The 22,217-nt window shown below is 59.6% G+C and carries 21 protein-coding genes; 16 read left to right on the forward strand and 5 right to left on the reverse strand.

Translation table 11 applies throughout. From position 1 onward, the window contains the following. Window positions 1-23: 23 nt before the first annotated feature. The 3 genes from queF to F7P80_RS08235 all read right to left on the reverse strand — a co-directional run bounded on the left by queF (window position 24) and on the right by F7P80_RS08235 (window position 4,850). A complete protein-coding gene (gene queF / locus F7P80_RS08225; RefSeq protein WP_151043904.1) occupies window positions 24-872 on the reverse strand; it encodes an NADPH-dependent 7-cyano-7-deazaguanine reductase QueF in 849 nt (282 codons plus the stop codon). A gap of 108 nt (window positions 873-980) precedes the next feature. After that, window positions 981-1,757 (reverse strand): peroxide stress protein YaaA, encoded by a 777-nt coding sequence (gene yaaA, locus F7P80_RS08230; RefSeq protein WP_054067467.1) that lies wholly within the window; start codon window positions 1,755-1,757, stop codon window positions 981-983. Between the two features lie 75 nt (window positions 1,758-1,832). Further along, window positions 1,833-4,850, reverse strand: coding sequence for an Rne/Rng family ribonuclease (locus tag F7P80_RS08235; protein ID WP_151043907.1), 3,018 nt, complete (start codon window positions 4,848-4,850; stop codon window positions 1,833-1,835). 602 nt (window positions 4,851-5,452) lie between these two features. On the opposite strand from F7P80_RS08235, the gene F7P80_RS08240 reads away from it, so the two are divergent. The 3 genes from F7P80_RS08240 (at window position 5,453) to F7P80_RS08250 (ending at window position 8,263) form a co-directional block, all read left to right on the forward strand. Continuing rightward, complete coding sequence (locus F7P80_RS08240) at window positions 5,453-6,457, forward strand: RluA family pseudouridine synthase (protein WP_151043910.1); 1,005 nt, start codon at window positions 5,453-5,455, stop codon at window positions 6,455-6,457. A gap of 29 nt (window positions 6,458-6,486) precedes the next feature. Further along, the gene (locus F7P80_RS08245) at window positions 6,487-7,146 is read left to right on the forward strand and encodes an HAD family hydrolase (protein ID WP_240183980.1); all 660 of its coding nucleotides are present in this window, start codon (window positions 6,487-6,489) and stop codon (window positions 7,144-7,146) included. Window positions 7,147-7,207: 61 nt separating this feature from the next. Beyond that, a complete protein-coding gene (locus F7P80_RS08250; RefSeq protein WP_151043913.1) occupies window positions 7,208-8,263 on the forward strand; it encodes a S49 family peptidase in 1,056 nt (351 codons plus the stop codon). A gap of 114 nt (window positions 8,264-8,377) precedes the next feature. Here the strand turns inward: F7P80_RS08250 and F7P80_RS08255 are convergent, their stop codons facing one another. Next, window positions 8,378-9,163, reverse strand: a complete 786-nt coding sequence (locus tag F7P80_RS08255; protein ID WP_151043916.1) for an SAM-dependent methyltransferase — start codon at window positions 9,161-9,163, stop codon at window positions 8,378-8,380. After that, on the reverse strand, window positions 9,160-9,762 hold the full coding sequence (locus F7P80_RS08260; RefSeq protein ID WP_151043920.1) for a Maf family nucleotide pyrophosphatase: 603 nt from the start codon (window positions 9,760-9,762) through the stop codon (window positions 9,160-9,162). Before F7P80_RS08260 ends, F7P80_RS08255 begins: the two co-directional genes overlap by 4 nt. A gap of 25 nt (window positions 9,763-9,787) precedes the next feature. Between F7P80_RS08260 and F7P80_RS08265 the strand changes: the two genes are divergently transcribed. From F7P80_RS08265 to lepA, 13 genes are all read left to right on the forward strand, one after another. Beyond that, a complete protein-coding gene (locus F7P80_RS08265; RefSeq protein WP_054067460.1) occupies window positions 9,788-10,333 on the forward strand; it encodes a YceD family protein in 546 nt (181 codons plus the stop codon). A gap of 263 nt (window positions 10,334-10,596) precedes the next feature. Then, the gene (rpmF, locus tag F7P80_RS08270; RefSeq protein WP_054067459.1) at window positions 10,597-10,779 is read left to right on the forward strand and encodes a 50S ribosomal protein L32; all 183 of its coding nucleotides are present in this window, start codon (window positions 10,597-10,599) and stop codon (window positions 10,777-10,779) included. Between the two features lie 105 nt (window positions 10,780-10,884). Beyond that, the gene (plsX, locus tag F7P80_RS08275) at window positions 10,885-11,937 is read left to right on the forward strand and encodes a phosphate acyltransferase PlsX (RefSeq protein ID WP_054067557.1); all 1,053 of its coding nucleotides are present in this window, start codon (window positions 10,885-10,887) and stop codon (window positions 11,935-11,937) included. Between the two features lie 6 nt (window positions 11,938-11,943). Continuing rightward, complete coding sequence (locus tag F7P80_RS08280) at window positions 11,944-12,921, forward strand: beta-ketoacyl-ACP synthase III (protein WP_151043923.1); 978 nt, start codon at window positions 11,944-11,946, stop codon at window positions 12,919-12,921. 61 nt (window positions 12,922-12,982) lie between these two features. Beyond that, the gene (fabD, locus tag F7P80_RS08285; RefSeq protein ID WP_151043926.1) at window positions 12,983-13,927 is read left to right on the forward strand and encodes an ACP S-malonyltransferase; all 945 of its coding nucleotides are present in this window, start codon (window positions 12,983-12,985) and stop codon (window positions 13,925-13,927) included. Further along, the gene (fabG, locus tag F7P80_RS08290) at window positions 13,924-14,661 is read left to right on the forward strand and encodes a 3-oxoacyl-ACP reductase FabG (RefSeq protein ID WP_151043929.1); all 738 of its coding nucleotides are present in this window, start codon (window positions 13,924-13,926) and stop codon (window positions 14,659-14,661) included. The genes fabD and fabG overlap by 4 nt, the downstream gene beginning before the upstream one ends. 105 nt (window positions 14,662-14,766) lie before the next feature. Continuing rightward, window positions 14,767-15,006, forward strand: a complete 240-nt coding sequence (acpP, locus tag F7P80_RS08295) for an acyl carrier protein (RefSeq protein ID WP_019575021.1) — start codon at window positions 14,767-14,769, stop codon at window positions 15,004-15,006. 48 nt (window positions 15,007-15,054) lie between these two features. Next, window positions 15,055-16,299 carry a beta-ketoacyl-ACP synthase II gene (gene fabF, locus F7P80_RS08300; RefSeq protein WP_054067455.1) on the forward strand — a complete coding sequence of 415 codons (1,245 nt, stop codon included), beginning with the start codon at window positions 15,055-15,057 and terminating at the stop codon, window positions 16,297-16,299. Window positions 16,300-16,398: 99 nt separating this feature from the next. Continuing rightward, entirely contained in the window at window positions 16,399-16,869 is a 471-nt protein-coding gene (locus F7P80_RS08305; RefSeq protein WP_151043932.1) for a hypothetical protein, read from the forward strand. A 51-nt stretch (window positions 16,870-16,920) separates the two neighbouring features. Further along, window positions 16,921-17,550, forward strand: a complete 630-nt coding sequence (gene rpoE, locus F7P80_RS08310) for an RNA polymerase sigma factor RpoE (RefSeq protein ID WP_054067453.1) — start codon at window positions 16,921-16,923, stop codon at window positions 17,548-17,550. 40 nt (window positions 17,551-17,590) lie between these two features. Next, entirely contained in the window at window positions 17,591-18,223 is a 633-nt protein-coding gene (locus F7P80_RS08315; protein ID WP_054067452.1) for a sigma-E factor negative regulatory protein, read from the forward strand. 239 nt (window positions 18,224-18,462) lie between these two features. Next, entirely contained in the window at window positions 18,463-19,980 is a 1,518-nt protein-coding gene (locus F7P80_RS08320) for a DegQ family serine endoprotease (protein WP_151043935.1), read from the forward strand. A gap of 413 nt (window positions 19,981-20,393) precedes the next feature. Further along, window positions 20,394-22,202, forward strand: a complete 1,809-nt coding sequence (gene lepA / locus F7P80_RS08325; RefSeq protein ID WP_054067450.1) for a translation elongation factor 4 — start codon at window positions 20,394-20,396, stop codon at window positions 22,200-22,202. Window positions 22,203-22,217 lie beyond the last annotated feature (15 nt).

The following is a 22,217-nucleotide window of genomic DNA, read 5'->3' on the forward strand; positions in this document are numbered from 1 at the left end:
CTTTTTTTATAGCTGCCAGCGCTTTACTGGCGGGCGGTACGCACGTTTTGCGGGATGGCCATGGGTGCGCTGGTGCGCAGCGGGTTGATGTCCAGCCCACCACGGCGTGTGTAGCGTGCGTAGACGCTGAGCTTGAGCGGTCTGCACTGGCGCATGATGTCCATGAAGATGCGCTCCACGCACTGCTCATGGAATTCGTTGTGGTTGCGAAAGCTCACGATGTAGCGCAGCAGACCTTCCTGGTCGATGGCAGCGCCCGTGTAGCTGATCTGCACGCTGCCCCAGTCGGGCTGGCCGGTGACCAGGCAGTTGCTCTTGAGCAGGTGGCTAACCAGCGTTTCGGTCACGGGTGGGTTGTCGTGGTCCGCCTTGAGCAGATCCGGGCGGGGGCTGTAGTCCGTGCACTCCACATCCAGACGGTCCAGGCTCAAGCCCTCCAGCTCCTGCACACGCTGGGTCTCAAAGTGCTCGGGCGCCATCACGCGCACGCTGGCAGACGACAGACGTGCGGGAGCCCCACGCCACAGCGCTTCGTTGATGTCTTCACGCAGGCGCTCCTGCACCGCTTCCAGACTGTCAAAGCGTGTGTTGTTGAAACTGTTCAGATAGAGCTTGAACGACTTGCTCTCAATGATGTTGGGTGTCTCACATGGAATGGTGAAGTGCGCTAGCGCCACTTGGGGTTTGCCACGCTGGTTGAGCCAGGACAGCTCGAAGGCCGTCCACAGGTCGGCACCAAAAAATGGCAGCTTGTCCTGAATGCCGATTTCATCGCGCTTGGGCTGGCGGGGCAGGGGAAACAGCAGGCTGGGGTCGTACTGGTCAGCGTAGGCGGACGTCTTGCCCAGCTGGGATTGTTCTGGCGTATGCATGGTGAATTCACTGTTTTTATAGCTTCCAGCGCTTGCTGCATAAGCCCTGGAGGCTGATTTGGCTATGAATTGCCAAAGGTTGGCAGCAGGCGCGGCAGGGAAGCGGTGTCAGGCTGTGTTGCGGCGGAAGACCAGGCGGTCGGGCGACGACACTTCTGGGGCATAGGCATAGCCTGCGCTGTCAAAGGCCATGAGCTGCTCGGGCTGTGTGAGGCGATGCTCGATGGCGTAGCGTGCCATCAGTCCGCGCGCATGCTTGGCGTGGAAGCTGATGATCTTGTACTTGCCGCCCTTGTAGTCTTCAAACACACACTCCACCACACGGGCCTTGAGGTGCTTGAGGTCCACGGACTTGAAGTATTCCTGCGACGCCAGATTGATGACCACAGGCTGCGTTTCCTGCGCCTGGCGTTTGTTGATCAGCTGGGCAATGCGTGTGCCCCAGAACTGGTAGAGATTGCTGCCGTGCGCCGTGCCAAGGCGTGTGCCCATTTCCAGGCGGTAGGGCTGCATCCAGTCCAGCGGGCGCAGCGCGCCGTACAGGCCGCTGAGCATGAGGAGATGGTCCTGCGCCCAGGCAATGTCATCGTGCTGCAGGCTGTAGGCATCCAGGCCTTCGTAGACATCGCCATTGAAGGCAAACAGGGCCTGGCGGGCGTTCTGTGCCGTGAACTCAGGGCTCCAGGCAGCGTAGCGGGCCACATTGAGCTGGGCAAGCTTGTCGCTGATGGACATGAGTGCAGCCACGTCCTGCGGTGCCAGCTGGCGCAATACGGCAATCAGTTCCTCTGACTGGGGAATGAAAGGCGGCAGGGTATGGGGCAGGTCTGCGGGCAGGGGGCGTTCGTAATCCAGCGACTTGGCGGGGGAGAGCAAAAACAGCATGGTCTCGTTCCGTCAGAAAAACAGGGGGATAGATGCAATCGGGGGCCAGAGGCCCCCGATTTGGTGTCAACGCTTTTAAGCGTTGTGCTCTGGTGTCTGCTCAAACGGCAGCACCATGGCGCTCAAGTCCTTGCGTGTTTCCACCAGCACCAGCGGGCCTTCGTCCAGAATCACGACGGGAGGACGCTCGCGGGGGATGTGCACAGGCTTGGGCTCGGCAGCAATCGCAGCCTGCACGGCAGCGACCTTTTCCGCATCGGAGTTCACCCACTGCAGTCCCGCAGCGCTGGCCAGCTCTTGCAGTTCCTGCACGGGCAGGATGTAGGCTGCGGTGTGCACGGGTTGGGCGGCAGGCACTTCGGCAGGTGCTGCTGCCTGCACTGGCTCGGCAGCGGCTTCGGCCTGGGGCTGCTCCACGGCTTTGGGGGCAACCGCTGCGACTTCCTGCACGGCAGGGGCTGCAGCAGGCTCAACCACAGCGTTCGCTGCTTCAGCTACTGGCACTGCAGGTGCGGCTTCAGCTGCTGGCTGGGCTGCAGCGGCAGGCTCTGCAGCTTGCACAGCAGGCTGAACCTGGCTGAAGTAGCTGCGGCGTGGCGCGCTTTGCTCATTCACTTCAGTCACTGCTTCAGCACTGGTGTCTGGAGCCTGTGTGACTTCGGCGTTTTCAGCGGCTGCAGCTACGGCTGCATTCTCGTCACGCGCTGCGGGCTGGCGCTCGCGGTTGTTGCGGCGGTCACGGCCGTAGCGGTCGCGCGAACGGCGGCCATTGCGTGGAGCGTCTTCACCGTTGGCTGCGGGTGCTGCTGCATCCTGTGCCTGGGCTTCGTTCACCGTTTCCTGCACAGCCTGTGCCGTAGCTTCCAGCTGCTGCGCGGCTGCAGCTTGCGCCTGCACTTCCACGTTGCGTGGCTGACGCTCACGGCGCTGGCGTGGCTGGCGCTCTGGGCGCTCAGCAGCTTCAGGTGTGTTGTGCTCAGCACCGGTCACACCTTGCTGGTTGCGCTGCTCTGCAGCTTCCAGATTGCGGGGCTGGCGTTCGCCACGGTTGCGTGGTTCGCGCTGTGGGCGTGCATTGTCTGCATTGCGCTCAACGCGTTCCTGGCGATCCTGACGGTCTTCACGGCGGTGGCTGGACTCGTTGTCGCCACGCTCATTGCGCTCGTTGCGTTCACCGTTGCGGCCATTGCGCTCGTTGCGGCCATTGCGTTCACCACGCTCGCCACGTTCACCGTTGCGGCCGTTACGACCGCCACGGCCATTGCGCTCACCATTACGTGCTTCGCGGGTGCCCTCGGGCTTGACAGGGGCAGCCACTGGCTCTACGGGCGCGGGCTTGGGGCCAAAGCCGAACAGGCTCTTGAGCCATGCGAAGAAGCCTTGTTCGCGCACTTCGGTGCGTGGTGCTGCGGCAGCTGCCTGCTGTGCAGCGGGGCGGCCATTCTTGGCTGCGCGTGCGGCAGGCTGGGGACGCGCCTCAGGTGCGGGAGGTGCATCAGGCAGCACGCCCTTGATCACAGGAGTCTGCTTGTTGGTGGGTTCCTGCGAGCGGCGTGTGACTTTGGTCACATCTTCCACTTCTTCGGCCAGCTTGTACGAGGCGTCCAGATTCTCCAGACGTGGGTCATCGTGCTTGAGGCGCTCGAGCTTGTAGTGTGGCGTCTCCAGCGACTTGTTGGGCACCATGAGCACGGACACGCGCTGCTTGAGTTCGATCTTGGCAATTTCCGTACGCTTTTCGTTGAGCAGGAAGGAAGCCACTTCCACAGGCACCTGGCAGTGCACAGCGGCCGTGTTGTCCTTCATGGACTCTTCCTGAATGATGCGCAGGATCTGCAGCGCCGAAGACTCGGTGTCGCGGATGTGGCCGGAACCACCGCAGCGTGGGCAGTTGATGTGCGCGCCTTCAGACAGGGCGGGCTTCAGACGCTGGCGGCTCATTTCCATCAGGCCGAACTTGCTGATGGTGCCGAACTGCACGCGAGCACGGTCCTGACGCAGGGCTTCGCGCAGGCGGTTTTCCACTTCGCGGCGGTTCTTGGCGTCTTCCATGTCGATGAAGTCGATCACGATCAGACCGCCCAGGTCACGCAGGCGCATCTGGCGTGCCACTTCGTCAGCAGCTTCCAGGTTGGTGCGGGTGGCGGTTTCCTCGATGTCGCCGCCCTTGATGGCGCGGGCCGAGTTCACGTCGATGGACACCAGCGCTTCGGTGTGGTCGATCACGATGGCGCCGCCGGAAGGCAGCTGCACAGTGCGCGAGTAGGCGGACTCGATCTGGTGCTCGATCTGGAAGCGGCTGAACAGCGGTGCATCGTCGCGGTAGCGCTTCACACGGCTGGCATGCTCGGGCATGACGTGCTGCATGAACTGCTGCGCCTGCTCGAAGATGTCGTCGGTGTCGATCAGGATGTCGCCGATGTCGTTGTTGAAGTAGTCGCGAATGGCGCGGATCACCAGGCTCGATTCCTGGTAGATCAGGAAGGCGCCCTTGCCAGCCTTGGCCGCACCGTCAATGGCGCTCCACAGCTGCAGCAGGTAGTTCAAGTCCCATTGCAGCTCGGGCGCGGTGCGGCCGATACCGGCTGTGCGCGCGATGATGGACATCCCCTTGGGGTACTCCAGCTGGTCCATGGCTTCCTTGAGCTCGGCGCGTTCCTCGCCCTCGATGCGGCGCGAAACGCCACCACCACGGGGGTTGTTGGGCATCAGCACCACATAGCGGCCAGCCAGCGAGATAAAGGTGGTCAGGGCTGCGCCCTTGTTGCCGCGTTCTTCTTTTTCAACCTGAACGATCAGCTCCTGGCCTTCCTTGATCACATCGTTGATGCGGGCCTGGCTGGGGGCAATGCCTTCGGCAAAGTATTGCTTGGAGATTTCCTTGAAAGGCAGGAAGCCGTGGCGGTCTTCACCATAGTCAACAAAGCATGCTTCCAGAGAGGGCTCGACACGGGTGACGACGGCTTTGTAGATATTGCCTTTGCGTTGTTCCCGACCTTCGATCTCGATCTCGTAGTCCAGCAGCTTCTGTCCATCAACGATCGCGAGGCGGCGTTCTTCGGACTGCGTTGCGTTAATCAGCATCCGTTTCATGATGCATATCCTTTTCGTTGTACGGCGGCCGGCCGACAGCGACAACGCTGCCTGGCCGACACGCCTTTGACTCTTCATCAAAGACAGGCTCTATAGGAGCCGTTGATGCCGGATTGCTGCGTTGAAACGAAAAGAAGGGGAATCGCCCTGGGCCTGATTGCGTGCAGTGCTGTAGTTATGTCAGCAAAGGTGGCAAGGGCAGGAGGCAGGGTACGAGCGCTGCTGCGTTCAAGCCTTGCACCCTGCGGCGGAGACTTGCTTTCGCGAGGACTGGAGGGCGGGCATTCAGCGCAGGCGCATGCTGCACAGGCTCATGCCTCTGCGTCACGCGTAGCAACCAAGAAATCAATACCCACATGCTCGTTGATTTTTCATATACGAGGATGGCCCGGAGCAATCGCTCCCATACACCACCATCCACGTGAAGATTCCGTTCAGTGTTTCAATGCGTCAACCAGACAAATTCCGCACCGCCAGCACGACGATCTGGGTGCTTTTACGCGGACACGGCATCTGTGGCATCGACCTGCCTGCGCCGGGGGAAATGGCTGGGTGGACTAAAATCCAGATGAAACAACCACTTACACATAAAGTTCGCGCAGGTGAAACACATTATAGAGGGCAAACAGCCCCAAGAACGTACCCCAAACCCCGCATTTGCTGCTGTGCGTCTGATTGAGGTCGATGAAGACGGGGCAGGTCAGCGTCTGGACAACTTTCTTATGCGTCACCTCAAGGGGGTGCCCAAGACCCATGTCTACCGCATCATCCGCAGTGGCGAGGTGCGTATCAACAAGGGCCGCTGCCAGGCTGACTCCCGTGTCGAAGCCGGGGATGTGGTGCGCGTGCCGCCCGTGCGCATTTCTGAAAAAGTGCAGGAAAAGGCGGACCGACCCGCGCCAGCGCGTGAGTTTCCCATCCTGTTTGAAGACGAACACCTGATTGCCATCGACAAGCCAGCCGGTGTGGCTGTACACGGCGGCTCGGGCGTGAGCTTTGGAGTGATTGAGCAGCTGCGCCAGGCGCGCCCACAGGCCAAGTTCCTGGAGCTGGTGCACCGTCTGGACCGTGAGACTTCCGGCATTTTGCTGGTGGCCAAGAAGCGCTCGGCTCTGACCAAGCTGCAGGACCAGTTCCGTGAACGCGAGACGGGTAAGACCTATCTGGCGCTGGTCAGCGGTGCATGGCCTGCGAACAAGAAGGTCATTGACACTCCGCTGCATAAATACCTGTTGCCCGATGGCGAGCGCCGCGTGCGCGTGACCACGCCGGACGACCCGGATGCCATGCGCGCGCTGACCCTGGTCAAGGTGCGCTCGCAGCATGAACCCCGGCCCATGCAGGGGCTGCCTGCGATGAGTCTGCTGGAAGTGACCATCAAGACGGGCCGCACGCACCAGATCCGTGTGCACCTGTCTTCGCAGGGCCATGGCATTGCGGGGGATGACAAGTATGGCGACTTTGACCTGAACAAGCGCCTGCCCAAGCAGGGCCTCAAGCGCATGTTCCTGCATGCCTGGCGTCTGCAGTTCAACCATCCTGCTACGCAGGAGCGCATTGAAATTCGTGCCGAGCTGCCCAGAGAACTGGCAGACTTTGTGGCCTGAAACCGCTTTTCATGAACTACAGGGTTGCCATGCGTGCTCGCCAATTTGATTTGATTGCCTTCGACTGGGATGGCACTTTGTTTGATTCCACCGTCGCCATCACCCGCAGCATTCAGCTGGCGGTGGCTGATGTTGGGGGCGCAGTGCCTTCGGACGAGCGTGCCTCCTATGTGATTGGCATGGCGCTGATGCCGGCGCTGGCCTATGCCGCGCCCGATGTGCCCCAGGAAAAGTACACCGAGCTGGCTAACCGCTACCGCTACCACTATTTCAAGCTGCAGGAGCAGGTCACGCTGTTCCAGGGCGTGCTGCCTATGCTGGATGCGCTGCGTGAGCGCGGTCACCTGCTGGCTGTAGCCACGGGCAAAAGCCGCAGGGGCTTGAATGAGGCGCTGCAGCAGGCCGACCTGCGCGGTGTGTTTGACAGTTCGCGCACGGCCGATGAAACCGCGGGCAAGCCCAACCCGCTGATGCTGCAGGAGCTGATGGCGGAGTTTGGTGTGGACCCCGAGCGCCTGCTGATGATTGGTGACACCACGCACGACCTGGAAATGGCGCGCAATGCAGGCTGTGCCAGTGTGGGCGTGGCCTATGGTGCGCATGCGCCCGAGCAGCTGCAGGCCTGTAGCCCGCTGCATGTGGCGCAGGACGTGGCTCAGCTGCACCAGTGGCTCCAGGCCCATGCGTAAGATGCGCATGGTTTCGCGCTGGCATACTGCCAGCAGAGATTGCAACCAGTAAAGCGAGTCTATGAATTCTCCTTCTTCGTCCGATCGTGAGGGCGCTGCTGCGCCAGAGCAGGTGCCTGGCCAGGATTTGTGGGCACGTGCTGCTTCCGGTGCACAGGATGGCTCCAAGAGCGGCGCATCACCCTCGTCCAAGCCAGGCTGGGAGCGTGATGTGCTCGAGCGCCTGGTGTTCGCCACGGTCAAGGAGCAGCGTGCAGCACGCCGCTGGCGCAACTTCTGGCGCATGGCCTGGGTGGCGTTGATTGTTGCGGCAGCGTGGTGGATGGGCAGTGCAAGCTCGGGCACGGCCATGAGCGGCCCCCATACGGCGGTGGTAGAGATCAAGGGCACGATTGCCAGTGATTCCACGGCCAATGCGGAGTTTGTGAATGCCGCCATGCGCACGGCGCTGGAAGATCCAGGCTCGCGCGCGCTGGTGCTGCTGATCAACTCGCCCGGTGGTAGTCCTGTGCAGGCGGGCATGATCAATGACGAAATCGTGCGCCTGAAGTCGCTGCACAACAAACCCATCTACGCCGTGGTGGAAGAAACCTGCGCCTCGGCGGCCTACTACATTGCAGCGGCGGCCGATGAAATCTTTGTGAACAAGGCCAGCATCGTGGGCAGCATTGGTGTGCTCATGGATGGCTTTGGCTTTACCGAAGTCATGGAGAAAGTGGGTGTGCAGCGTCGCCTGTACACCGCGGGTGACAACAAGGGCATGCTGGACCCTTTCAGCCCCGTCAAGCCTGAGCAGCGTGAGTTTGTGCAGGTGATGCTGGATCAGATCCACCAGCAGTTCATTGATGTGGTCAAGGCAGGCCGCGGTGAGCGCCTGAAGATTACGGATGAAACTTTCAGCGGCCTGTTCTGGACAGGGCAGCAGGCGGTGGAGCTGGGGCTGGCGGACAAGTTTGGCTCGCTGGACAGCGTGGCGCGCGAAGTGGTGCAGGCTGAAGACATCGTGGACTACACGCGCAATGAGAATCTGGCAGAGCGTTTTGCCAAGCGCTTTGGCGCTTCCATCGGCGGCGGTGCGGTTGGTGCGCTGCGTGACCTGGGATTCCAGCTGCGCTAATCAGATCTTCAAAAACAAGAGCGCCTTGCGCTGTATATACAAAGGATTCAGATATAAAACATTCTGAAGCCCTTGTGCATTCAGCGCAAGGCGCTCTTTTTTATTGAGCAGTCTTTACTGGCCGATGGCAAATACGACGGGGGTGCGGTTGTCAGGCGCGGTGCCGAGCTTTTTCCAGTCCTTGACGCAGCGGCTCTGGATGCTGGCGCTTTCCAGCGTCAGTCCGCTGGCCATCACCAGGCGTGTATTGGCCTGCAGGCTTGTCAGCAGTGCCTGCCACAGCGCGGGGTTGCGGTAGGGTGTTTCAATGAAGAGCTGGGCCTGGTTGTGGCGCTGGGCCAGCTGCTCCAGTTCCTTGATGCGCTGCGTGCGCTGGCTGGCATCCTGGGGCAGGTAGCCCACAAAGGCAAAGTTCTGGCCGTTCAGTCCGCTGGCAGCCAGTGTCATCAAGAGCGATACGGGGCCAACCAGTGGTATCACGGGAATGCCCGCATCGTGCGCGGCACGCACGATGGAGCTGCCGGGGTCAGCCACGGCGGGCATGCCCGCTTCGCTGACCAGGCCCATGTCGTGGCCTGCGAGTGCAGGTGCCAGCAGCGCCTTGGCATCAAACACTGCGCCACTTTTGCCGCCGTGGTCACCTTTCTTGTGCGCTTCGCGGGGCAGCTCTTGCAACTGCATCTGCTGAATGGGGGCGATCAGCGGCGTGTGCTCGCCCACGCGCTTGAGGTAGGCGCGCGCGCTTTTGGCGTTTTCGCAGATCCAGTGCTGCAGGCTGGCAGCGGTGCGCAGCGTCAGCTCAGGCAGTACATCGGTAATGGGTGACTGGGTGCCGCAGCCAAAGTCCAGCGGCGCTGGCACCAGGTACAGCTTGCCCTTGCGGCTGTGGTGGTCGTTCATGGCAGCTGGATTCCTGCAGCGCGCACCATGCGGCAGGTGCGGATCATGGGTAGGCCAATCAGGGCGGTGGGGTCATCGCTGTGGATGGCGTCCAGCAGGCTAATCCCTAAGCCTTCGCTCTTGGCGCTGCCTGCGCAGTCATAAGGCTGCTCGGCGCGCAGATAGCGCTCGATGGCGTCGTCGCTCAGATCGCTGCGAAAGACGGTCTTGATCACTGCGATGTCACTGTGTTCAAAGCCTGTGGCCTTGCAGACCACGGCCACGGCCGTGTGAAACAGCACGGTCTGCCCGCGCATGGCGCGCAGCATCTCGACAGCGCGCTCATGCACCAGCGGCTTGCCCATGGGCTGGCCGTTCAGGTCGGACACCTGGTCCGAGCCAATCACGATGGCATCGGGGTGCTGCTCAGCCACGGCATGGGCCTTAGCCAGTGCCAGGCGCATGGCCAGTGCACCGGGGGCTTCGCCGGGCAGCGGGGTTTCATCCACTTCCGGTGAAGCCGTGGTGAAGGGGATGTTCAGGCGTTCCATCAGTTCTCTGCGGTAACGCGAGGTAGACCCCAGAATCAAGGGGCGCTGTGGGGTGAGGGATTCAGACATACAGGGATTCTCTTACACTGCCGCCATGAGCAAGGAATATTCATTGGATCACCTTGATGTCGCCGCATTTGCCAAGGCCAATGCAGTGATCGAAGGTGAAGAGCCTGTATCTGCATTTGAGCGCCTGGCCCAGGAAGCACATGCCAGCGTGGATGGCATGATGGTCTCGTGGTACGCCGAGGGTGAGCACGAGCCTGAAACCGGCGGCCCCGGTCAGCTGTGGCTGCACCTGGATGTGGAAGCCCAGCTGCCCATGCAATGTCAGCGCTGCCTGGGCAGCGTGACCATGCCTTTGCATGTGGAGCGCTCGTTCCGCTTTGTGAAGGATGAGGCCACGGCCGAGACGCTGGACGACGAAGCCGAAGAAGACGTGCTGGCGCTGAACAAGGATTTCAATCTGCGCCAGCTCATCGAGGATGAGCTGCTGATGGCATTGCCCTTTGTGCCCATGCACGAGGTCTGCCCGGAATCTGTACCCATGGCATCGAGCGACACGGATTTCGAGGCGGCGAATGAGGAAAAGACCAATCCGTTTGCAGTGTTGGCTGGCCTGCGCAAGAATGCGGACTGATACCCAAACCTGTATGTGATCAGTCTTGCCACCGCCTTCGGGCGGTTTTTGACAGGCATTTTGCAGCAGCGGCTGTTCAATGCAGGTCTGAGAAAGACGCGTGGTGATTCCGGTGCTGGCCAGCGATTTCCTCTGAGAATTTGGAGGCCTCGCTTTGTTTGCCGGGATTGCGCTATAATCGGGGGCTTCGCGCGAAACCCCCTCGTGTCTTTAATGGGCTGATCGCGTATTTTTACCAACCCTTTCAAGACTCAGGAGCCATCATGGCTGTTCAGCAAAACAAAAAGTCCCCTTCCAAGCGCGGTATGCACCGCTCGCACAACGCTCTGAATGTGCCAGGCATCGCAGTGGAATCCACTACCGGCGAAGTGCACCTGCGTCACCACATCAGCCCCAACGGTGTATACCGTGGCCGTCAGGTGTTGAAGAACAAGTCTGAAGCCTAATAGCGTTTCAGCTGTCTAAAGGCCCGTAGCTACTCGTAGCTCGGGCTTTTGTTTTTTAATGCTGCTTATTCCAGCTCTGGTCTGCAGCAGACCCCTAAGTCATTCATGATCACACTGGCAGTCGATTGCATGGGGGGCGATCATGGCCCCAGCGTTACGCTTCCTGCGTGCCGCCAATTTCTTTCTACCCATCCTGAGGCGCGTTTGCTGCTGGTGGGCTTGCCCGACGCATTTGCAGGCTGGCAGGCACACGAGCGCGCAGAAATCGTGCCGTGCTCGGAAGTCGTGACCATGGATGACCCGGTGGAGGTCGCCCTGCGTCGCAAGAAGGACTCTTCGATGCGCGTGGCCATCCAGCAGGTCAAGGAGGGCAAGGCGCAGGTCGCCGTGTCTGCTGGCAATACCGGGGCGCTGATGGCGGTGTCCCGCTACCTGCTGAAAACCATGGATGGCATTGACCGTCCAGCCATTGCCACACAGCTGCCCAACGAAAAAGGCGCTGCCACCACGGTGCTGGACCTGGGTGCCAATGTGGATTGCCAGCCTGAGCACCTGCTGCAGTTTGCAGTGATGGGCTCTGCTCTGGTGTCAGCGCTGCGTGCGCAGAACACAGAACCTTCGGTGGGCTTGCTCAATATTGGGGAAGAGGCCATCAAGGGCAATGAAGTCATCAAACGCACAGGCGAACTGCTGCGCAGTGCGAATGAGGCGAACGCGATCCATTTTGTCGGGAATGTCGAAGGCAATGACATTTTCAAGGGCGGCGTAGACATTGTGGTCTGCGACGGCTTTGTCGGCAATGTGGCGCTGAAGTCTTCGGAAGGTGTGGCCTCCATGATCGTGGGTGGCCTGAAGACGGAATTTAAACGCAACATCTTCACCAAATTTGCTGCCATCTTGGCTTATCCCGTGCTAAAGGCGCTGATGAAGCGCATGGATCATCGCCGCTATAACGGTGCAGCCCTGCTGGGGCTGCGTGGCCTGGTATTCAAGAGCCACGGATCTGCCGACAGAACCGGTTACGAGCATGCCTTGAACCGCGCTTATGATGCAGTCCGCAATAACCTACTTGACCGTGTGCAAGGTCGCATCGCCCAGACGGCCCCTGTGTTGGAGTCAGCTGCCAGCGCTGCAGCCCATGGCGACACGGTGGCTTGAGACAACATGACACGATATGCACGCATCATTGGCACGGGCAGTCACCTGCCTGAACGCCGATTGACCAACCATGAACTGGCCGCTCAACTGGCTGAACGTGGTATCGAAACCTCCCACGAATGGATTGTGGAGCGCACTGGGATTGAGGCACGCCATTTTGCGGATGGCAACACCTACAGCAGTGATCTGGCTCTGCAGGCTTCGCGCAAGGCGCTGGAAGCCGCCGGTGTGACGGCGCAGGACATCGATCTGATCATCGTGGCGACATCGACGCCCGATATGGTTTTTCCCTCGACCGCCTGCATTCTGCAGAACAAGCTGGGCGCCAATGGCTGCCCTGCGTTCGACGTGCAGGCTGTGTGCAGCGGCTTTGTGTATGCGCTGACCGTGGCGGACTCCATGATTCGCTCGGGTGCTGCCAGCCGCGCGCTGGTGGTGGGAGCCGAAGTGTTCAGCCGCCTGCTCAATTTTGATGACCGTACCACCTGCGTGCTGTTTGGTGATGGTGCGGGTGCCGTGGTGCTGGAAGCTTCGCAAGAGTCCGGCATTCTGGCCACCGATCTGCACGCTGATGGCCAGCATGTCGGTATTCTGTGCGTGCCCGGCAATGTCTCGGGTGGTAATGTCATGGGCTCACCCATGTTGACCATGGATGGTCAGGCAGTGTTCAAGCTGGCGGTCGGCGTGCTGGAAAAGGCGGCGCGTGCTGTGCTGGTGAAAGCAGGCAAGACCGAGGCTGATATTGACTGGCTGGTGCCCCATCAGGCCAATATCCGCATCATGCAAAGCACCGCCCGCAAGCTGAAGCTGCCCATGGAAAAGGTGATTGTGACCGTGCAGGAGCATGGCAACACCTCGGCGGCCTCCATTCCGCTGGCCCTGGATGAAGGGGTGCGTAGCGGCAAGATCCAAAAGGGTGACACCGTCATGCTCGAAGGCGTGGGTGGCGGTTTCACCTGGGGTGCTGTGCTTTTAAATATGTAGCTGCTAGCGCTTGCTAAATAAGCGCTAGAGCCGTTTTTTATTAATAACGAGTGACCGTCATATGAAGAAATTCGCATTCGTCTTTCCGGGGCAAGGTTCGCAGTCCGTAGGCATGCTGGACGCATGGGGTGACCACCCCGTCGTCGCACAGACGCTGCAGGAAGCTTCGGACGCCCTGGGTGAAGACATTGGTGCGCTGATCCAAAACGGCCCCAAGGAAGCTTTGGCGCTGACCACCAACACCCAGCCTGTGATGCTGGTCGCCGGCGTGGCGGCTTGGCGTGTCTGGCAGGCTGAAGGCGGTGCCATGCCTGATGCTGTAGCCGGTCACTCGCTGGGTGAGTATTCGGCGCTGGTGGCTGCTGGCGTGCTGACGCTGGCCCAGGCCGCACCGCTGGTGCGCCTGCGTGCTGCTGCCATGCAGGAGGCCGTGCCAGTGGGTACGGGTGCCATGGCTGCCGTGCTGGGTCTGCCTGCCGACAAGGTCAAGGAAGTCTGCGCCGCTGTGACCGCTCAGCTGGGCGGCAGCGAAGTGGTGGAAGCCGTGAACTTTAATGACCCAGGTCAGACCGTGATCGCGGGCTCCAAGGCTGCGGTAGAAGCTGCCAGCGCAGCGGTCAAGGAAGCAGGCGCCAAGCGTGCGCTGCCCCTGCCTGTGTCCGCGCCTTTCCACTCCAGCCTGATGAAGCCTGCAGCTGAGAAGCTGAAGGTCGCGCTGGATGCGCTGGAGCTGGGTGTGCCCCAGATTCCTGTGATCAACAACATCGACGTTGCGGTGCAGACAGATGCAGCCGCTATCCGTGATGCGCTGTACCGTCAAGCTTTTGGCCCTGTGCGCTGGGTGGAATGCGTGCAGGCCATGAAGGCTCGCGGCGTTACGCATTTGGTAGAGTGCGGTCCTGGCAAGGTGCTGGCAGGAATGACCAAGCGCATTGATGCAGAACTGGTGGGCGCAGCCCTCTATGACCCTGCTACGCTGACAGAAGTGAAAGAATTGCTCGCATGACCGAACAAAAGAAACAAGTTGCGCTGGTGACTGGCGCATCGCGCGGTATTGGCGCGGCCATTGCAGCCGAACTGGCTGAGCGTGGTTACACTGTGATTGGTACTGCCACCACTGACGCTGGTGCCGCACGTATTACCGAAACCCTGGCTGCCAAGGGCGGCCGTGGTGTGAATCTGAATGTGAACGACGCCGCAGGCGTGGACGCGCTTATTGACGATCTGGTCAAGAACGAAGGCGGTCTGCATGTGCTGGTCAATAATGCCGGCATCACCCGTGACACCCTGGCCATGCGCATGAAGGATGAGGACTGGGAAGCCGTTTTGGATACCAATCTGAAGGCTGTTTTCCGACTCAGTCGTGCGGCTATTCGCCCCATGATGAAGCAGCGCTTTGGCCGCATCATCAGTGTGACCAGCGTGGTCGGTGCCACGGGCAACCCCGGTCAGGCCAACTACGCAGCAGCCAAGGCTGGCGTAGCAGGTATGTCCCGCGCTCTGGCGCGTGAGTTGGGCAGCCGCGGTATTACCGTAAACTGCGTGGCTCCTGGCTTTATTGCTACAGATATGACAGCAGCGCTGCCTGAAGAGCAGCAAAAGGCTTTGGCAGCACAGATCCCTCTGGGACAGCTGGGCAAGCCTGCCGACATTGCACATGCCGTGGCCTTCCTGGCCTCGGAAGGGGCTGGTTACATTACCGGACACGAGTTGCATGTCAATGGCGGCATGTACATGTAAATTAACGAAAGTTATGCCGTTTCCTCGCGACGGCAGGCTGTTTCGGGGAGGATTTCCTGAAACGGCTAGAATCGCGGGTTCATTCACAACCCCCTGAGGGAAACCATGAGCGATATCGAAGCACGTGTCAAAAAAATCATTGCTGAACAACTCGGCGTTGAAGAGTCTCAAGTAACCAACGAAAAGGCCTTCGTGGCTGACCTGGGCGCTGACTCCCTGGACACGGTCGAACTGGTGATGGCCCTGGAAGATGAATTCGGCATCGAAATCCCCGATGAAGATGCTGAAAAGATCACGACGGTGCAAAACGCCATCGACTACGCCAATACCCACCACAAGGCTTAATTCATTAAGCATTTACGCACCGAAGCGATAAAAATAAGGTTTGAACGCATGAGCCGTCGTCGCGTTGTCGTGACCGGCCTGGGATGCATCAGCCCCGTGGGCAACACGGTGGCTGAAGCCTGGGCCAATCTTTTGGCCGGCCAGTCCGGTATTGACCGCATCACCAAGTTTGATGCCTCTAACTTCTCCTGCCAGATTGCAGGCGAGGTCAAGGGATTCAATGTAGAGGAGTACATGAGCGCCAAGGATGCGCGTTCCATGGACACCTTTATCCACTATGGCATCGCGGCTGCGGATCAGGCTGTGAAGGATGCAGGCCTGCCTACGGGTGAGGCCTTGTCCGATGACCTTGCTACCCGCATCGGTTGCGTGATTGGGTCTGGCATCGGGGGCTTGCCCCTGATCGAGAACACTCAGATTGAGTTGTCCAATCGCGGCCCCCGCCGCATCACCCCATTCTTTGTGCCCGCTTCCATTATCAATATGGTGGCTGGACACGTTTCCATGCGTCATGGCTTCAAGGGTCCCAACCTGTCGGTGGTGACGGCTTGTACCACTGGCCTGCACTGCATCGGTGAGGCTGGACGCATGATTGAATACGGCGACGCGGACATCGTGATCGCCGGTGGCGCTGAATCGACTGTATCCCCACTGGGTATCGGCGGTTTTGCAGCCATGCGCGCACTGTCTACGCGCAATGACGACCCCAAGGCCGCATCGCGCCCCTGGGATAAAGACCGTGACGGTTTTGTGCTGGGCGAAGGCGCTGGTGTACTGGTGCTCGAAGAGTACGAGCACGCCAAGGCACGCGGCGCCAAGATTTACGCCGAGCTGGGCGGTTATGGCATGAGTGCTGACGCTGGTCACATGACTGCGCCCAATATGGACGGCCCACGCCGCGCCATGCTCAACGCCATGCGCAATGCCGGTGTGAACCCTGATCAGATCAACTATCTGAACGCACACGGCACATCGACTCCTCTGGGCGACAAGAACGAAAGCAACGCCATCAAGGCAGCGCTGGGCGACGCGGCTTACAAGACCGTGGTTAGCTCGACCAAGTCCATGACGGGTCACCTGCTGGGCGGTGCTGGTGGTATCGAGAGCGTCTTTACCGTCATGGCTATCCATGACCAGAAGATTCCTCCCACCATCAATCTGCTGAATCAGGATCCTGACTGCGATCTGGACTACTGCGCCAATGTGGCGCGCGATGCCAAGATCGACGTGGCACTGAAGAACAACTTTGGCTTTGGTGGCACCAACGGATCGCTGATCTTCAAGCGCATCTAAGCATCTGGCAGGAAGGTGTGAAAATGCCTTCTCTGTGACTGAACCCGCTTGTGGCTGCAAGGCTCAAGCGGGTTTTGTTTTGATTTGCATGAGGTACGCATGACCGCTCGCCACAGTCCCGCCGTGCACTATCCGCTGCAGCGTCCGGTGCTGCTGTGGTGTATCTGGAAGTGGGTGTCTGTGCTTAGCGCTGCACTGCTGCTGATGTGGCTCTGGCTGGGGGCGGGCCAGGGGTTGTTGCTTGCAGCATTGGCTGCTGTAGTGTGCTGGGTGCTGGAGGTCTGGGCCGTGCACTGCAGCCTGTTGCGCTTGCCGCAAGGCCATCTGCACTGGGATGGCAAGTGCTGGAGTCTGGTGCAAGGCGGTGGCAGCAGCGCTGTGCTGGTATCGCTGCGGGTGATTGCTGATATGCAGCAGTTGCTGGTGCTACGGCTGGAGTGCCAGCAGGGCCGTAGCTGCCATGTGCTGCTCGAGAAAAAATGGGCGCCTGAGCGCTGGCTGGATTTACGGCGTGCGGTATATTCATCAGCTTATCTGTCGCAACCCCACCAACAGTCAGGGGCTGCATAACCGCTTCTGCACTGTGCGGCACGATGCCCTCTGCGAGAGAACTTCGCTTTCATGAATTCAGCCTCTGCGCCCTCTCTTTCCTCTGACAGTGACCTGCAACTGGTGGAACGTACCGTTGCGGGCGATCAGCGCGCGTATGAGCTGCTGGTGATCAAATACCAGCGCCGCATTGAACGCCTGATTGCACGCATGGTGCGCGATCCCGATCTGGTGCAGGATATTGCTCAGGAAACTTTCTTGCGTGCCTACCGGGCGCTGCACCAGTTCCGGGGTGAGGCGCAGTTCTATACCTGGCTGTACCGCATTGCTGTCAATACCGCCAAGAAGGCGCTGGTGGAGATGCGGCGCGATCCGGTCATGCTCGAGAGTGCGTTACATGTTTCGGACGAGGACGATGAAACTTTTCGTGCACGAAACGAACCAAGTACAGACGAAACGCCAGAGACTGTCATGGCTGCGCAGGAGATTGCTGCAGCTGTGAATGCAGCCATGGATGCTTTGCCCGAAGACTTGCGCCAGGCCGTGACATTGCGTGAAATTGAAGGTCTGAGCTACGAGGAAATCGCAGCAGCCATGAATTGTCCGATTGGTACGGTGCGTTCGCGTATCTTTCGGGCGCGTGAAGCGATTTCAGCCAAGGTCAAGCCTTTGCTGGAGCGCCAAAGTGGCAAGCGATGGTGAGAAAAGGATATTGGTCTACAGCCAGTGAGCAGGTGAACCCATGATGGAACAAGAAATGAACAAGGAATTGCTGTCTGCCTTGGTGGATGGCGAGCTGCACGGTGAAGAACTGGAGCAGGCCTTGGCGTGCGCAGAGTCTGCAGAAGGCTGCGCAAGCTGGGAGATCTACCATCTCGTGGGGGATGTGCTGCGCTCGCCCGATCTGGCGCACCACAGTCAGCACGATTTGCTCAGCGGCCTGCGTGAAAAGCTGGCACAGGAGCCGCCTCCCTTGCAGCTGGCTTCTTCGCAGCTGCAGCAGGTGGCGACTGGCCTGGCCCAGTCTGATGCCCGCGTGGTGCCGCTGCGCGATCCTGCGGCGAACAGCTCCGTGTTCCGCTGGAAGGTGGCTGCGAGCTTTGCTACCGTGGCTGCCGTGGCAGCGCTGGGCTGGAATTTGCTGGGCACGGTCAATGCACCACAGGGTGCGCAGCTTGCGGCAGCGCCTGCAAGCATCAGTACGCCCGTGCTGGTAGCTACCGGTGAGGGCGATGTGCTGCGTGATCCCAAGCTGGACGCGCTGCTGGCCAATCACCAGCAATATGCCAGCCGTCCCTCGCTGCAGACGCCTGCGGAGTTCTTGCGCAATGCCAGCTTTGCCGCGCGCAGTAGCGCACAGGCCGGCAGCAAGTAAGTCTACTTTCAAAAAAGTGAGCACTTTGCGTTGGATGAATAAGGGATTCCAGTTCAAATGATGCCCAAACATAGAAAGAGCGTGCGCAAGCCGCTCTTTTTTTATATTGGGCCTTTGCTGCAAAGAAAACTGTATTTATGTAAACGGTTTATAAAGCTGGGAACCAATTGCTGGTCTTTTTTTCTGAGTATGCAGCTGCACGTTGTGCAGAAAGAAATTTAGAAAAGGACGTGTAGAAAATGTCTTCGATGAAAATGAAATCTATTTATGCTGCCATCTTGGCTGTGGGTATTGCGGCTGGTGCAGGCTCCGTGGCATGGAAGGACAGCGTCAGCACCAATGTGCTGCCCGCAGCGCACGCACAGGCTGCGACGGCGCCCGTGGTCTCTGGCCTGCCTGACTTCACCCAGTTGGTAGACCTGGTGGGCCCAGCGGTTGTGAATATTCGCACCGCTGAAAAGGTGCGCAGCAATCCCATGGCATCTGGCGGCATGGATGAAGAAATGCTGGAGTTCTTCCGCCGCTTTGGTCTGCCTGTGCCCAATGCACCTCGCCAGGGTCGTCCCGGCCCTGCGCCCGGTGATGATGAGGAAGTACGCCCCAGCGGTGTAGGTTCCGGCTTTATCGTCAGCCCCGATGGCTATGTGATGACCAATGCCCACGTGGTGGATGGCGCCAGCGAAGTGATTGTGACGCTGGCGGACAAGCGTGAATTCAAAGCCAAGATTGTGGGTGCGGACAAGCGCACTGACGTGGCGGTGGTCAAGATCGACGCCAAGGACTTGCCTGCCGTGAAGATTGGCAATGTCAATAACCTCAAGGTGGGTGAATGGGTGCTGGCGATTGGCTCTCCATTTGGCCTGGAAAATACCGTGACAGCCGGTATTGTTTCGGCCAAGCAGCGTGATACGGGTGATTACCTGCCATTTATCCAGACCGATGTGGCGATTAACCCTGGTAACTCCGGTGGCCCCTTGCTGAATATGCATGGTGAAGTGGTGGGTATTAACAGCCAGATCTATTCGCGCTCCGGTGGCTTTATGGGTATTTCCTTTGCCATCCCTATCGATGAAGCTGTGCGCGTGAGCGACCAGCTGCGTGCGACAGGCAAGGTCTCGCGTGGCCGCATCGGCGTGCAGATCGGTGCGGTGACCAAGGATGTGGCGGAGTCCATTGGCCTGGGCAAGGCTCAGGGTGCGCTGGTGTCTGCGGTGGAGCCTGACTCGCCAGCTGCCAAGGCCGGCATCGAGGCCGGTGACATCATCGTGAAATACGATGGTAAAGACATTGAGAAGGTGGCCGACCTGCCGCGCATGGTGGGTAACACCAAGCCTGGCAGCAAGGCGGAGGTGACGGTTTTCCGTCGCGGTCAGCTGCGCAACCTGTCCATCGTGGTCGCAGAGGTCGAGCCAGAGGAGGTTGCACAGGTGCAAACTGACGAAGCTGCTGAGTCCGGCTCCATCGCAACCGCTACGGCCAAGAAGCTGGGCTTGGTGGTGGGTGACCTGACTGCTGCACAGCAAAAGGAACTGGGCATCAAGGGTGGTGTGCGTGTGCTGACCGCATCGGGCGCTGCAGCGCGTGCCAACCTGCGCGAGGGCGATGTGATTCTGGCCGTGGCCAACCAGGAAGTGACTGGCATCAAGAGCTTTGAAGCAGCGCTGGCCAAGGCCGACCTGACCAAGCCAGTGAATGTGCTGGTGCGTCGCGGCGAGTGGACGCAGTATGTGCTCATCCGCCCACGCAGCAATCCTTGATTCGCCAGCAGCGCATCCCTGCGTCAGCGGCATATGTCCTGACGTAGGGCTGAGTCTGGGGGTAATGCCTGGCAAGTGGAGTGCTTGGTTAGAATGGCCGCTTCAGAGCGCGGTCACGGACTGAGACAAGCGAGCACTTGCTGCAGATACAGCACCTGATGGTGCTGTTTTTGCGCAAGGTCTGCCTGCATGGAATCTGTGGTTAACTTGTGGAAAATGGCGTTCGGGGCGCACATGAATGCCCGAGTCATAGCAAATGGATGCTTGGTTTTTGGGCAGTTTTGCCTACAATTGGCAGTCCAACCTCATCGCAGTTGCCAGAGATTGTTGGTTCAGGGTGCGTCAACATCTGACGCGCCCTTTTTTTCTTGCAATGACCACGCTTTCTCTTTAATTACAAACGCTTATCGTTGATGAAGCACATCCGAAATTTTTCCATCATTGCGCACATTGACCACGGCAAATCGACACTTGCCGACCGCCTGATCCAACGCTGTGGTGGCTTGGCAGAGCGTGAAATGGAGGCGCAGGTGCTTGACTCGATGGATATCGAGAAAGAGCGCGGCATCACCATCAAGGCACAGACCGCCGCCCTGCAATACAAGGCCAAGGACGGCAATGTCTACAACCTGAACCTGATCGACACTCCCGGTCACGTGGACTTCTCTTATGAAGTGTCGCGCTCGCTGTCGGCCTGTGAAGGCGGCTTGCTGGTGGTGGATGCTTCGCAAGGCGTGGAAGCGCAGACCGTGGCCAACTGCTACACCGCGCTGGACCTGGGCGTGGAAGTGTTTGCCGTGCTGAACAAGATGGACCTGCCCCAGGCTGATCCTGATAACGCCAAGGCCGAGATCGAAGACGTGATCGGCATTGATGCCAGCGATGCGATTCCCTGCTCGGCCAAGACCGGCATGGGCATTGATGACATCCTGGAGGCCATCGTCGCCAAGGTGCCGCCTCCCAAGGGCAACCCTGATGCGCCTTTGCGCGCCATGATCGTGGACAGCTGGTTTGACCCCTATGTGGGCGTTGTGATGCTGGTGCGCGTGGTTGACGGTGAGCTCAAGAAGAATGAGCGCTTCAAGATGATGGCTACGGGCGCCGCCTATGAAGCCAACCAGGTGGGCGTGTTCACCCCAGCGAACTCTCCGCGTGACTCGCTCAAGGCGGGTGAAGTGGGTTACATCATTGCCGGCATCAAGGAATTGAAGGCCGCCAAGGTGGGCGACACCATTACGCTGGAAAAGAAGCTGCCCAACAATCTGGGCCCTGCTGAGACACCGCTGCCTGGCTTCAAGGAAGTCAAGCCCCAGGTGTTTGCTGGCCTCTACCCCACAGAAGCTTCTGAATACGACCAGCTGCGCGACGCACTGGAAAAGCTGCAGCTCAATGATGCGGCCCTGCAGTTTGAGCCAGAAGTCTCTCAGGCGCTGGGCTTTGGCTTCCGCTGCGGCTTCCTGGGCCTGCTGCACATGGAAATCGTGCAGGAGCGTCTGGAGCGTGAGTTCGACCAGGACCTGATCACCACCGCGCCCAGCGTGGTCTACAAGGTGGTCAAAGGTGACGGTGAAGTCATCGATGTGGAAAACCCCTCGAAGATGCCTGATGTGGGACGCATCCAGGAAATTCTGGAGCCCATCGTGACCGTGCACCTGTACATGCCGCAGGACTACGTGGGCCCCGTGATGACGCTGGCCAACCAGAAGCGCGGCATCCAGATGAACATGCAATACCACGGCCGTCAGGTCATGCTGACCTACGAAATGCCCCTGGGCGAAATCGTGCTGGACTTCTTTGACAAGCTCAAGTCGGTCTCGCGCGGCTATGCCTCCATGGACTATGAGTTCCTGGAGTACCGTGCGTCTGACGTGGTGAAGGTCGACATCCTGCTCAATGGCGAGAAGGTGGATGCGCTGTCCATCATCGTGCACCGTTCGCAGGCGGTGTACCGTGGCCGTGCCGTGGTGAGCAAGATGCGCGAAATCATCAGCCGCCAGATGTTTGACGTGGCGATTCAGGCGGCCATTGGCGCCAACATCATCGCGCGTGAAACCGTCAAGGCGCTGCGCAAGAACGTGCTGGCCAAGTGCTACGGTGGTGACATTACCCGTAAGCGCAAGCTGCTCGAAAAGCAGAAGGCTGGTAAGAAGCGCATGAAGCAGATTGGCTCGGTGGAAGTGCCGCAGGAAGCTTTCCTGGCCATCCTGCAGGTCGAAGAGTAAACAGAAGAGGGAACC

This window comes from Comamonas kerstersii (assembly GCF_008801935.1).
Classification (GTDB): Bacteria; Pseudomonadota; Gammaproteobacteria; order Burkholderiales; family Burkholderiaceae_C; genus Comamonas; species Comamonas kerstersii.